This is a genomic window from Conservatibacter flavescens (genome assembly GCF_002795425.1).
GTDB lineage: Bacteria > Pseudomonadota > Gammaproteobacteria > Enterobacterales > Pasteurellaceae > Conservatibacter > Conservatibacter flavescens.
Window position 1 is genome coordinate 63067 of record NZ_PHHA01000002.1, and the last position, 13086, is coordinate 76152.

Consider the following 13086-nt stretch of genomic DNA (forward strand, 5'->3'; position numbering starts at 1 on the left):
GTTATGTTAGATTCGTTCTACTAATCGTTTGAAAAATCCTGATTCCTGATTTAATAGTTCAGAATAAGATCCTTGTTCAATCAACTTCGCATTATCCATAACACATAATAAATCAAATTGCGCTAAAGCAGTAAGGCGATGGGTGACCATAATTAATGTTTTATTCTGAGCATGTTGTAAAATCAGATTGAGGATATGTCGTTCCGTTTCACGATCCAAACCTTCGGTCGGTTCATCTAGTAATAAAATAGGGGCGTCATTGAGTAAAATACGCGCCAAACCTAAACGGCGTTGTTCTCCTCCTGATAATGGGCGACCACCGTCACCAAGCCATAAATCAAGCCCTTGATCTTGCAATAACTTACCCAAACCAACTTGCTCTACAATGTATTGCATACGTTGATCATCAATGGTGTTTTCATTTGCAATTTGCAAGTTATTACGCAAAGTGTCGCTAAATACATGCACTCGCTGAGTCAGAAAACAGATATTTTTTCGTAAAGAACATTCTGTATAATGTTCAATAGATTTTCCCGCTAATAAGAGTTGACCTTGCAGAGCATCATAATTCCGTACTAATAATTGTAATAATGTGGATTTTCCACTTCCGGTTTTGCCTAATATCGCGGTTTTTTGTCCTGAGAAAATAGTTAAATTTAACTGATTAAGCGCAAGATCCGAACGATTTGGATACTGAAAAGTGATATTTTCTGCTTGAATAAGGGGTTGGCTATTCAAAAACAGTTCTTGAGTACCGGTAAATTTTACCATAGGCGTTTGTTGAGTAATCTCACTTACTCGTTCTGCAGAGGCAATCACTTGCCCGATATGGAGAAATGCTGCACCAATTGGCATTAGCATTTCGAAAGAAGCCAAAGCACAGAACGTGAAAAGGGCTATCATCGCGGCTTTATATAAACCGGTACCGAGATCTGCTTCAGAGACGAACCATAATACTGCAACAACAAGTAATCCGTTGAAAAACACAAGAAGTGCGGTAGATAATCCGGATAAATTTGCTTCTTTTTGCTGATAGTTTTGCCATTGCGCTTCAATATGCTCTAGCTTTTTTTGTGCTTGGTTTTGGGCATTAAATAGTAATAATTCTGCTTGGGCTTGGATAAATTCTACGAATTGAACTCGATATAGAGAACGCGCTTGTGTTAATTGCGCTCCGAATCGTTTTCCTAGCTGATAAAATAGCGTGGGGATAACTGATAACAAAACGAGTAAACTTATCCCAATAAATAGCGCAAGCCCAACATTAACAAAGCTTAAACCAATGGTCATGATCACAATGATAGAAAGGGCTGTAATGAATGGTGCGACTAAACGCAGATATAAACTATCTAAGGTATCGACATCAGCGACTAAACGGTTAAGTAAATCACTATTACGGTATTGATTTAATACACCGGGAGACAAAGGAATAATTCTACTGAAAATTTGCACGCGTAACTTAGCGAGTACGCGAAAGGTCGCATCGTGAGTAACAATTTTTTCCACATAACGCGCGGCGGTACGCCCAATAGCCAGTCCTCTTACACTCGCCGAAGGATAGAAATAATTAAATAGGGTGCCGATACCTGCGATAGCGGTGGCGGCTAAAAACCAACCCGATAAGGTCATAAGGCCGATACTTGCGATCATTCCTGCGAGCATAAGCACAATACCTAAAATCAAATGGAATTTAGCGTGTTTAAATAACGTTAAAAAAGGGAGTAGTGCGCGCATATCAATGAATTTCCAAATTTCGTTCAGCTAATAATTCGGCAAAAAAGCCTTGATTTTGTAATTGATCAAAGGTGCCTTGTTGAATAATGTGACCTTGTTGCATAACCAAAATATTATCGCATTGTTTGAGATCTTCAATGCGATGGGTGATGAGCAAGGTAGTTTGTTGTTGACTAATTTGGCTTAATGCTTGTAATACCTGATTTTCTGATTGAGCATCTAAGCTTGCTGTGGGTTCATCAAGTAATAATAATTTACCTTTACGCAAGAGCGCGCGAGTAATAGCAAGGCGCTGTGCTTGCCCAACAGATATGCCTAAGCCTCCATCTTTAATCTCACTATTTAGCCCAAGTTTATCGGTAAATTCTTTGGCTAACGCTTGTTCTAATGCACGTTGAATTTCATCATCTGTACTTTGAATATTGCCGAGTAGTAAATTATCTTTGATTGAACCTTGTAAAAGCAATGGATTTTGCCCCACCCAAGCAATGTGTTGTCTCCATTGTGTGAGGTTAAGTTGGTTGAGTTCTTGGCCATTGATTTTTAGGCTACCTTCATATGCAAGAAAACCAAGTAATACATTCATTAAAGAGGTTTTGCCCGCGCCACTTTGTCCGACTAATGCGGTATGGCTTTGAGCGGGGAGGGTGAAATTTAACGGTGCGGTCAGAGGCGTACCTTGTGGAGAAAGTACGACTAAATTTTCTGCTTGAATTTCGACCGCACTTTGTATATCAACAGGTTGTTGAATGGTGTTTTGTGCTGTAACAAAATCGGTTTCTAAAAATTCTACAATGGCATCAGCTGCACCAATTCCCGCTGCGCGATCATGATAATAAGTACCGAGATCGCGTAGCGGTTGATAAAATTCAGGTGCAAGAATTAAACAGAAGAAACCAGCAAAAAGCGTGATTCCGGTTCCATAAGTACCAAAATCTAATTGGCCTAAATTACTAAAACCAAAATAAACCGCCATAATAGCAATGGAAATCGAGGTAAAAAATTCTAATACTGCAGACGATAAAAACGCCATTTTAAGCACGCTCATGGTGGTTTCACGAAAATCTTCAGTGCTTTCTTCAATGTGCTTTGTTTGTTGAGAAGTGCGGTTGAAAAGGCGTAACGTTTCTAGGCCACGTAAACGATCCAAAAACTGAGCGCTTAAGCGAGCAAGGGTTTCCATGTTACGTTGGCTACTTTCAGCGGCTGCAAGTCCAACTAAGATCATAAAAATGGGAATTAGAGGGGCAGTGATCAATAAAATGGCCCCAGCTACCCAATTTAATGGGAAAATAGCAATTAATAAAATAATGGGCACAATGGCCGAAAGTCTTTGTTGAGGTACGTAGCGAGCATAGAAGTTATGCAGATTTTCGACTTGTTCTAGCATGATTGTCGCCCACGCGCCAGCGGGTTTATTATTGATGGTAGCAGGGCCAACTTGATTGATTTTCGCCAAAATTTGTTTACGCATAAAACTGCGTAAAAATTGACCGCACTTAAAGCCAATTCGCTCACGTATAGCCAAAATTGCTCCACGAATAGCAAAAGTTAAAATTAGGCCGATAAAATAGGGAATGAGTTCTCCACGGGGCGTATCAAGTATGATCAGACTATGTAGGAGAGTGGCGAGTAACCATGTTTGTCCAACAAGTATTACAGCGGAAAGACTTGCCAGTAATACATTGAGATTTAATAGTTTCTTGATTGGCTTTTGTTGTTCTCGAAGCCATCTTTGTAAATATTTTTGGCGAGTTTTATTCATTATTTAATTATTGCATACGATAGGGTTAGCTAGGGCGGTAGAGTACCGCCCATATGATCGATAAAATATTATGCTTGTGCATCTAAAAAACGTTCAGCATCAAGGGCGGCCATACAACCCGTCCCTGCGGAAGTAATCGCTTGTCGATAGTTATGATCCATCACATCACCTGCAGCAAATACGCCCTCAACACTTGTTGCTGTTGCATTACCATCTAAGCCCGATTTTACAACGATATAACCATTATTGAGGGTAAGTTGTTCTGCAAAAATATCGGTATTTGGAGCGTGACCAATAGCAATAAAGACACCATCAAGTTGAATTTCTTCGGTATTTTCTGAGCGTGTATCTTTTAAGCATACACCCGTTACGCCCATATCATCGCCTAATACTTCCTCTAAAGTGCGGTCAGTATGTAAAATAATTTTTCCTTCTTCTACTTTTTTATATAAGCGATCGATGAGAATTTTTTCTGCTCGAAAGCTATCTCTACGATGGATTAAATGCACTTGTGACGCAATATTGGCAAGATATAATGCTTCCTCGACAGCGGTATTACCACCACCGACAACTGCAACCGGTTTATTACGATAGAAAAAACCATCACAAGTGGCACAGGCAGAAACGCCACGTCCTTTATAAGCTTCTTCAGAAGGGAGACCTAAATATTTTGCGGAAGCTCCTGTTGCGATAATTAACGCATCACAACTAAACGTGTTCACATCTCCATATAATTTAAATGGGCGGGAAGACAAATCAACACGATTAATATGGTCAAAGACAATTTCGGTATCAAATTTTTCAGCATGTTGTAACATACGATCCATTAAACCGGGTCCTGTGGTGTGTTCAAAATCGCCAGGCCAGTTTTCAATTTCGTCAGTGGTGGTTAGCTGCCCCCCTTGTTGCATACCTGTTACTAACACAGGTTTTAAGTTAGCACGAGCCGCATAAATAGCCGCTGTGTAACCCGCTGGGCCAGAGCCTAAAATTAATAATTGACTATGTTTAATCTCGCTCATTGTTTTCTCCTTCTTCTGAATTGGCTCTATTATAGAGAACAGCGCCTTGTGGCGCTACTAATTGTTTTAATAGTTAATATAACAATGAATACATTAAGCGACGGTATTTATTGGTAATAGGATCGTTATTCCCGATAGCCGCTAAGATGGATAAAAATTCTTTTTTTACCTCACCATTTGCAGCACCTAAATCACGTTTGAGAATATCAAATAACAATTGTAAAGCTTCTTCATTTCGATTGGCTTGATGTAATTGTACCGCTAATTTTAATGCAATTTCAGCACTCGGGTTATTGGCAAAGTCGGCTTGTAGCTGTTGAATTTCAGGTGTATCTGCCGCTTTAATTAATAACTCTATTTGAGCTTGTAATCCTTGCCAGCGACTATCTCGATCTTGAATCGGGATTTGATTTAAAATGTCTTGAGCCGGTTCGATTTTTTTCATCGCAATATAGGTTTCTGCATAGAGCAACGCGATATCACTGTTTTTATTTTCTGAGGCATTCCATGCTTCTTTTAGTAATGGTAAAGCAGCTTCGTAATCTTCTAAGGCCAATAAATCAAGTGCTAGGTTAAATTTTATTTCCTCTTCTTTGGGTAAAATCACACTCAGACGGTTTTGTAATTCTTCTTCCGATAACGCACCTTGAAAAGCATCAAGGGCTTGTCCATCTTTGAATAAATAGGTAGTCGGTAACGCTTGAATTTGAAATTGAGCGGTGAGCATGCGTTGCGTTTCACAGTTGACTTTGGCTAACATGAACGAGGATTGTTTTTCAGCTGTTTGTTCTAGAAGTGCGGTGAATTTTTCCGAACTTTCGTGACTTGGGGCATAGAAAACACAGACTAAAGGCATTTGTTGTGAGTTTTGTAAGACTTCCGTGATATTTTGTTCTGTGACATCAATAATGAATGATTTTTGCATGATGATTTTCCTACTCAAATAAATGCCTATAGTATAAGGAATTAAGGGAAAAATAAAAAGTTGAAACAGAAGAAAAATCTGTTGAATAATTTGAGACGAAATGGCATATTTACATAACTTTAAGACTGATACAAATATTGAGTAATGGAGGAAAAATGAAAAAGTTAACTTTGACAATGTTGGTGAGTTCAGTTTTATTATTAGCGGCCTGTGGTGAGAAAGATCAGGCGTATTACTTATCTAATCCTGATAAAGCCAAAGAAAAAATGGCACAATGCGAAGCGGAAGCTATAGCGGCTATTAAAAATAAAGATGAAGCAAAATTCAAAAAACTTCAGTCAGATGTGGAATGTAATGGGGCAGATGCCGCAATAAAAGAACTGCGTCGGCAAGAAATGGAGCGTGAACGTCAAGAGCGTGAAGCTAAGATAAAAGCGGAGTTAGAAAAAGCCAAAGAGCAGATCATGGCTGAGTATAAAAATTTAACTTGGCAAGAAGCGGTGACAAAATACGTGAACTCGGAATGTAATAAAATGTTTATCGGCCAATCAGATTATGCATGCTTAGCCGCAAAAGCCATTTATGATGAAAATGTTGCCACAGCAAAAAATGAATTGAAAAAGACACCATTTTTAGAGCTGATAGAACAAAGACAGCAATTTTGTGCGAAAGATCAACGTCCGGGTTCGACATGTAGCGTATGGGGCGATGCGGTAAAAGAATTAGGTGAATCAGAGTTAATGAAAATAGAATTTGGTACGTTATATGAGCAACAAGCGCAATTTTGCCAAGATAACGGTAAAAATTATAACCATCCCGCTTGTCTAACATGGCAAAAAGTGCTTAATACAAAAGAAAAAGAAGTGGTTAAGGCCTATGTGGAAAATTATGAAAAACTTAAGGCGGATTACAATATGTGCTTTGATAAACGTCAGGCTGCGAAAGGATTTAATGCGCGCCATGCAGTCGAAGTGAGTTATCCATGTCGCCAAGTTAGCCAAGCCCGTTCACAATTAAGATTGGGTTATGGATTTGATAAAAAGATGGATGAATAAATAGAGAAGTGTAAATGCGATAAACAGAAGATCAGATTTTTTCTGATCTTCTGTTCTTTAAAGCATTATCAGCATGAATGTTGCACAATACTGACAGTATGGCGTTATTTCAGGACTGATTTTAGGGCAGATCCAATTTCCGCTAAGCTACGAACAGTTTTCACGCCTGCAGCTTCAAGTGCTGCAAATTTTTCATCAGCCGTGCCTTTGCCTCCACTAATAATTGCACCAGCATGTCCCATGCGTTTACCTTTTGGCGCTGTGACTCCCGCAATATAACTCACAACAGGTTTGGTGACATATTCTTTGATAAAAGCGGCCGCTTCTTCTTCTGCTGATCCACCAATTTCTCCGATCATAACAATGGCTTCGGTTTGGGGATCATCTTGGAACAATTTTAAAATATCAATAAAGTTTGAGCCTGGAATAGGATCGCCTCCGATACCGACACAGGTAGATTGACCAAAACCCTCGTCTGTGGTTTGTTTAACGGCTTCATAAGTTAATGTTCCTGAACGAGATACGATCCCGATTTTACCTTTTTTATGAATATGACCCGGCATGATTCCGATTTTACATTCTTCCGGAGTGATTACGCCTGGACAGTTTGGCCCGATCATACGTACGCCAGTCTGATTTAAGCGTTGTTTCACTTGTAACATATCTAAAGTCGGGATACCTTCAGTGATACAGATAACTAATTGAATGCCCGCATCGATAGCTTCTAAAATGGCATCTTTACAACCTGGCGCGGGTACATAAATAACAGTTGCAGTCGCACCAGTTGCTTCTACCGCTTCACGCACCGTATTAAACACGGGCAAACCCAAATGGGTTGTACCGCCTTTACCCGGTGAAACACCTCCAACTAATTGGGTACCATAGGCTAAAGCTTGTTCACTATGGAATGTGCCTTGACCTCCAGTAAAACCCTGACAAATAACTTTAGTATCTTTGTTAATTAAAATTGACATTGTTTTCTCCTTGCTATTTGTCTATTATGCGGCCGCTTTCACTGCTTGAACCGCTGCATCAGTTAGGGTAGTGGCAGCAATAATATTTAAACCACTTTTAGCTAAGATTTCGCGACCGAGTGGCGCATTATTTCCTTCAAGACGTACGACTACAGGCACATTCACTCCAACCTCATTCACGGCAGCGATAATGCCTTCAGCAATAAGATCACAGCGAACGATACCACCGAAAATATTGACTAAAACGGCTTTGACCGCGCTATCAGATAGAATAATCTTGAATGCTTCGGCTACGCGTTCTTTGGTTGCACCACCACCCACATCAAGGAAGTTAGCCGGTTGGCCACCGTGTAGTTTCACGATATCCATTGTTCCCATCGCAAGCCCAGCACCGTTGACCATACAACCGATATTGCCTTCTAAAGCAACGTAATTGAGCTGATGAGATTCAGCTAATGCTTCACGGGGATCGTCTTGGCTCGGATCTTGCATAGCAACTAAATCAGGCTGGCGATAAAGAGCGTTACTGTCTACGACGATTTTGGCATCTAAACAGAGTAAATTTCCCTCTTTTGTTACAACAAGAGGATTCACTTCTAATAAAGACAAGTCTTTTTCGACAAACATTTTTGCCATTTGAGTAAAGATATGGGCAAATTGTTTGATTTGATCACCTTTTAAACCTAATTTAAAGGCGAGTTCTCGTCCTTGATAAGGCATGCCGCCTGTGAGAGGATCAATGGCCATTTTATGTAATAAGTGCGGTGTTTTTTCAGCAACTTCTTCAATATTGACACCGCCTTCGGTGGACACCATGAAAACAACACGCTGGCTTGCGCGGTCAAGTACAGCACCTAAATAGAGTTCTCGTTCAATATTGGATCCTTCTTCCACATAGATGGTATTAACTGGTTGACCGTTTGCATCGGTTTGAAATGTGACTAAACGTTGGCCTAGCCATTGATTTGCAAATGCACGGATTTCTTCTTCGTTACGCACCAGTTTTACGCCACCCGCTTTACCACGACCGCCCGCATGTACTTGACATTTTGCGACCCATAAATCGCCGGCAAGTTGCTTGATAGCCTCTGCTGCTTCGTCAGCCGATTGGCAAGGAATGCCTTTGCTTACTGGTAATTTATAAGAAGCAAAGATTTGTTTACTTTGATACTCATGTAGGTTCATTGTTTGTCCTTCTATGTTTTTTATCAAGTATTAAGGGTTAAAGGAGGCAATTTGCCTCCCAAAAGAAGATTAAATTTCTAATAATAAGCGAGTTGGGTCTTCAAGTAATTCTTTGATTGTGACCAAGAAACCAACAGACTCACGACCGTCAATTAAACGATGATCATAGGAGAGTGCTAAATACATCATTGGACGAATTTCCACTTGACCGTTGATTGCAACAGGGCGATCTTTAATTGCATGCATGCCGAGTATTGCACTTTGTGGTGGGTTGATAATAGGCGTTGACATTAAAGAGCCAAATACTCCGCCGTTAGTAATAGTAAAATTGCCTCCGGTGAGATCTTCTACGGTTAATTTGCCGTCACGTCCTTTTTCAGCAAAGGCTTTGATCGCTTTTTCAATATCAGCCATGCTCAGTTTATCGCAATCACGTAATACCGGAGTGACTAAACCACGTGGAGTAGACACAGCAATACTAATATCGAAGTAGTTATGATAAACAACATCGTCTCCGTCAATAGATGCATTAACTTCAGGATAACGTTTTAACGCTTCCACAACAGCTTTTATATAGAACGACATAAAACCTAAACGAGTACCATGCTGCTTTTCAAATTTTTCACCATAAGTTTTGCGCAATTGCATGATAGGTTGCATATCGACTTCGTTGAATGTTGTTAGCATTGCAGTAGTGTTTTTAGCTTCAAGTAAGCGTTCTGCAATACGCTTACGTAAACGTGTCATCGGCACACGTTTTTCACTGCGATAAACATTATTCGCTGGCGATGTCGCAGTTGAGTTTGTTTCATTTTTCTCTGCAACAGCATTTTTGTTTTGAGCAATATAGCTTTCGACATCTTCACGGGTTAAACGGCCACCAACACCAGTGCCCTTAATTTGGCTGCCATCAATCCCATGTTCCGCCAATAAACGGCGAATAGCAGGACTTTGATCGTCTGCATTACGGTCATCATGTTCTAATGCGGCAGTGTGGCGATCTGCTGGAGTGGCTTCATTATTTTGAACACTTTCTTTAGTTAATGTTCCTTCCGCTGAAGCTGGTTGTAAGAGACCCAATACCTGTTTACTTGTGACAGTTGCCCCTTCTTCATGTTGTATTTCTTGTAACACACCATCAATTGCTGCAGGCACTTCTAACACCACTTTGTCTGTTTCTATTTCGACGATAACTTCATCACGAGTGACACGATCACCGACTTTTTTATGCCAAGTGGCAACAGTAGCGTCAGCAACGGATTCAGGGAGATCTGGAACTAAAATTTCAATGGTCATATTATTTTCCTTCTGACTAAAGTGCGGTTATTTTTGAAAAAATTTTTAAAACCTACCGCACTTTATTATTTTTTAATTAAAAAGAATCTCTTAATTTAATGCATCATCGACTAATGCTTTTTGTTGTTTAGTATGCAATGACATATATCCAACTGCAGGAGAAGCGGAAGCTGGACGGCCTGCGTAACGCAATTTTGCTTGTTCAGGAATCGAAGCTTCAAAATTATGCTTGCTACAATACCAGGCGCCTTGATTTTGTGGCTCTTCTTGGCACCAAACATAATCTGTCACATGGGCATAAGGCGCTAAGATTGCTTTAACTTCTTCATGTGGATATGGATAAAGTTGCTCTAAACGGATAATCGCGATATCTTGTTGATTATTTGCTCGACGCTGCTCTAATAAGTCGTAATATACTTTGCCAGAACATAAAATCACACGTTTAACTTGTTTTGGATCAAGATTATCAATTTCACCGATCACGTTTTGGAATTCTCCTTCGGTTAATTCTTCCAAAGAGGATACGGCCAATGGGTGACGTAATAGTGATTTAGGCGAAATGGCGACTAATGGGCGACGCATTTTACGTAATGCTTGTCGACGCAACATATGATAAACCTGTGCCGGTGTTGATGGAATGCAGACTTGCATATTTTGCTCAGCGCATAGCTGCAAATAGCGTTCTAGGCGAGCAGAAGAGTGTTCTGGGCCTTGACCTTCATAGCCATGTGGAAGTAACAAGACTAAACCACACATACGCCCCCATTTTTGCTCACCGGAGCTGATAAATTGGTCGATAACAACTTGCGCACCATTAGCGAAATCACCGAATTGCGCTTCCCAAATGGTAAGGGTTTTCGGATCTGTTACTGCATAACCATATTCAAAAGCAAGTACTGCTTCTTCGGAAAGTACGGAATCCCAAACTTCAAACCGTCCTTGTTGAGCATGTAAATTGACAAGTGGAATATATCCCGTTCCATCGTTTTGGTTATGGATAACCGCATGACGATGGAAGAAGGTTCCACGTCCAGCATCTTCACCAGATAAGCGAACATGTACGCCTTCATCAAGTAAAGTGGCATAAGCCATCGTTTCAGCCATTCCCCAATCAAGTAACTTATTTCCGTTAGCCATTTCGAGGCGATCATTATAGATTTTTTCAACGCGTGAGTGTGGCTTATGATTTTCTGGATAGGTTGAAACACGTTTTGCTAAGGCAACAAAACGATCTTGGGCAAAGTGAGCTTGATATGGTGAATTCCAATCCTGATCTAAGTATTGTAACCAGTCTACTTTGGTCATATCCATTTCACGGAATTCTTGAACCACGCATTCACCGTTATCTAGCGCATCACGATATAAATTGATCATTTCAATTTCTTGTTCACCGCTGATGATACCTTCTTGAATTAAACGATCCGCATATACTTTACGAGGTGTCGGGTGTTTTTTAATAATGCTATACATCATCGGTTGAGTGGCTAATGGTTCATCTGCTTCATTGTGACCATGACGACGATAAGAGATTAAATCAATAAAAATATCTTGTTTGAAAAGTGTACGATATTCGACCGCCATTTGTGCCGCAAATGCGACAGCTTCAGGATCATCTCCATTGACGTGAATAATCGGCGCTTGGATCATTTTAGCAATATCTGTGCAATATTCTGTTGAACGGGTATCATTTGGGTTAGAAGTGGTAAAGCCTATTTGGTTGTTAATAACAATACGGATAGAACCGCCCACAGTATAGCCACGCGCATCAGACATGTTTAAGGTTTCTTGAACCACCCCTTGACCAGCTACTGCAGAATCACCATGAACTGTTACTGCAAGGACTTTTGAATAGTCTTTATCGTGAATACGGTTTTGTCTTGCACGCACAGAACCAATCACAACGGGACTCACAATTTCTAAGTGGGAAGGGTTAAACGCAAGGGCAAGATGCACATTGCCATGCTCCGTTGCAAAATCAGATGAAAAACCTTGATGGTATTTCACATCACCAGTACGATTGCCAGAATGTTTACCCGCAAATTCATCAAATAATTCTGCTGGTTTTTTACCGAGCACATTAACTAACATATTTAAGCGACCGCGGTGCGCCATTCCCATGACAACATCAGTGACACCTTGTTTGGCAGAGTGTCGAATAATTTCTTTCATCATTGGAATAAAGGCATCAGAACCTTCCAATGAAAAACGTTTTGCACCTGGGAATTTTGCGCCTAAGTAGCGCTCTAAACCATCGGCAGCCGTAAGTTCTTTAAGGAAACGGACTTTTTCTTCTTTTGAGAATAGCGGTTTATTTAAGCTGCTTTCAATTTTAGCTTGTAACCAACGTTTTTGTTCAATATCGGAAACATGCATAAATTCAAGACCGATATTGCCGCAGTAAGTTTCTTTAAGGGATTGCGCTAATTCTTTAAGTGTCATGGTCTCTTTATCAAAGACATAACGACCAATATTAAAGGTTTCGTTTAAGTCCTCATCAGTAAAACCATGATTGCGGTAATCTAATTCAGGAACGGTAGAGCGTTTCCAACGATAATAATTAAGTGGATCAAGGGTGGCTTCTAAATGGCCACGGAAACGGTAGGCATTTACCCATTGCAATAAACGAACTTGCTTCGCACCAGCATCAGGATCAATTACGGTGACACCTTGTGGTGAGTTGTCACGGGCTAAACGTCGAAAATAATCACGTACTTGAGAATGGGGTTGTTCAGAAACAGAAAGTTTTGGAAAAGTATTAAAGATTTCTTGCCAACTGGCATCGACACTTTGAGGGTCTGCTAAGTATTGTTCATAAATATCTTCGACATAAGATTGATTTGCCCCGCCTAATGCTGTTGAAGCCAACCACTCGCTCATAAGCTGATTTTGTTGCATAATTACCTAACCTTATTGATTAATCACCCAATAACTCCTATGATCTAGTGACTAAATCATAGCATAATATTGATACATCATTATACTCAATGATTTCTACATAATGCTATTATGCACCAAAAATGAAATAGATAATGTGACGTACCCCTAATTTTTTACAAAAAACTAACATCATTTCTTAAATTTTATAAATTTTTTGATCAAGCTCTAATTTTAAACAAAAAAAACTTCTATT

At 40.0% G+C, this 13086-nt stretch carries 9 protein-coding genes; 1 reads left to right on the forward strand and 8 read right to left on the reverse strand.

What is annotated here, in order from left to right; all coding sequences use genetic code 11:
• Nucleotides 1-6 precede the first annotated feature (6 nt).
• The 4 genes from cydC to CVP05_RS00360 all read right to left on the reverse strand — a co-directional run bounded on the left by cydC (nucleotide 7) and on the right by CVP05_RS00360 (nucleotide 5446).
• A complete protein-coding gene (gene cydC / locus CVP05_RS00345; protein ID WP_100287576.1) occupies nucleotides 7-1734 on the reverse strand; it encodes a heme ABC transporter ATP-binding protein/permease CydC in 1728 nt (575 codons plus the stop codon).
• 1 nt (nucleotide 1735) lies between these two features.
• Nucleotides 1736-3499 carry a heme ABC transporter permease/ATP-binding protein CydD gene (cydD, locus tag CVP05_RS00350; RefSeq protein ID WP_100287577.1) on the reverse strand — a complete coding sequence of 588 codons (1764 nt, stop codon included), beginning with the start codon at nucleotides 3497-3499 and terminating at the stop codon, nucleotides 1736-1738.
• A 68-nt stretch (nucleotides 3500-3567) separates the two neighbouring features.
• Nucleotides 3568-4521 (reverse strand): thioredoxin-disulfide reductase, encoded by a 954-nt coding sequence (trxB, locus tag CVP05_RS00355; protein ID WP_100287578.1) that lies wholly within the window; start codon nucleotides 4519-4521, stop codon nucleotides 3568-3570.
• Nucleotides 4522-4594: 73 nt separating this feature from the next.
• A complete protein-coding gene (locus CVP05_RS00360) occupies nucleotides 4595-5446 on the reverse strand; it encodes a co-chaperone YbbN (RefSeq protein WP_100287579.1) in 852 nt (283 codons plus the stop codon).
• 155 nt (nucleotides 5447-5601) lie between these two features.
• Between CVP05_RS00360 and CVP05_RS00365 the strand changes: the two genes are divergently transcribed.
• A complete protein-coding gene (locus CVP05_RS00365) occupies nucleotides 5602-6501 on the forward strand; it encodes an EexN family lipoprotein (protein ID WP_100287580.1) in 900 nt (299 codons plus the stop codon).
• Between the two features lie 104 nt (nucleotides 6502-6605).
• On the opposite strand, the gene sucD is transcribed toward CVP05_RS00365, so the two are convergent.
• The 4 genes from sucD to sucA all read right to left on the reverse strand — a co-directional run bounded on the left by sucD (nucleotide 6606) and on the right by sucA (nucleotide 12851).
• The gene (gene sucD / locus CVP05_RS00370; protein WP_100287581.1) at nucleotides 6606-7475 is read right to left on the reverse strand and encodes a succinate--CoA ligase subunit alpha; all 870 of its coding nucleotides are present in this window, start codon (nucleotides 7473-7475) and stop codon (nucleotides 6606-6608) included.
• A gap of 24 nt (nucleotides 7476-7499) precedes the next feature.
• Nucleotides 7500-8660, reverse strand: coding sequence for an ADP-forming succinate--CoA ligase subunit beta (gene sucC, locus CVP05_RS00375; protein ID WP_100287582.1), 1161 nt, complete (start codon nucleotides 8658-8660; stop codon nucleotides 7500-7502).
• A gap of 69 nt (nucleotides 8661-8729) precedes the next feature.
• Nucleotides 8730-9956: a 2-oxoglutarate dehydrogenase complex dihydrolipoyllysine-residue succinyltransferase gene (gene odhB / locus CVP05_RS00380; RefSeq protein WP_100287583.1), complete on the reverse strand. Its 1227-nt coding sequence runs from the start codon at nucleotides 9954-9956 to the stop codon at nucleotides 8730-8732.
• Between the two features lie 90 nt (nucleotides 9957-10046).
• On the reverse strand, nucleotides 10047-12851 hold the full coding sequence (gene sucA / locus CVP05_RS00385) for a 2-oxoglutarate dehydrogenase E1 component (RefSeq protein WP_100287584.1): 2805 nt from the start codon (nucleotides 12849-12851) through the stop codon (nucleotides 10047-10049).
• Nucleotides 12852-13086: the final 235 nt, after the last annotated feature.

Excerpts from the sequence above, each read along its gene's own strand:
- CVP05_RS00360 (WP_100287579.1), bottom strand. The coding sequence starts at position 5,446 with ATGCAAAAATCATTCATTATTGATGTCACAGAACAAAATATCACGGAA.
- sucC (WP_100287582.1), bottom strand. The coding sequence starts at position 8,660 with ATGAACCTACATGAGTATCAAAGTAAACAAATCTTTGCTTCTTATAAA.
- odhB (WP_100287583.1), bottom strand. The coding sequence starts at position 9,956 with ATGACCATTGAAATTTTAGTTCCAGATCTCCCTGAATCCGTTGCTGAC.
- cydD (WP_100287577.1), bottom strand. The coding sequence starts at position 3,499 with ATGAATAAAACTCGCCAAAAATATTTACAAAGATGGCTTCGAGAACAA.
- CVP05_RS00365 (WP_100287580.1), top strand. The coding sequence starts at position 5,602 with ATGAAAAAGTTAACTTTGACAATGTTGGTGAGTTCAGTTTTATTATTA.
- trxB (WP_100287578.1), bottom strand. The coding sequence starts at position 4,521 with ATGAGCGAGATTAAACATAGTCAATTATTAATTTTAGGCTCTGGCCCA.
- sucA (WP_100287584.1), bottom strand. The coding sequence starts at position 12,851 with ATGCAACAAAATCAGCTTATGAGCGAGTGGTTGGCTTCAACAGCATTA.
- sucD (WP_100287581.1), bottom strand. The coding sequence starts at position 7,475 with ATGTCAATTTTAATTAACAAAGATACTAAAGTTATTTGTCAGGGTTTT.
- cydC (WP_100287576.1), bottom strand. The coding sequence starts at position 1,734 with ATGCGCGCACTACTCCCTTTTTTAACGTTATTTAAACACGCTAAATTC.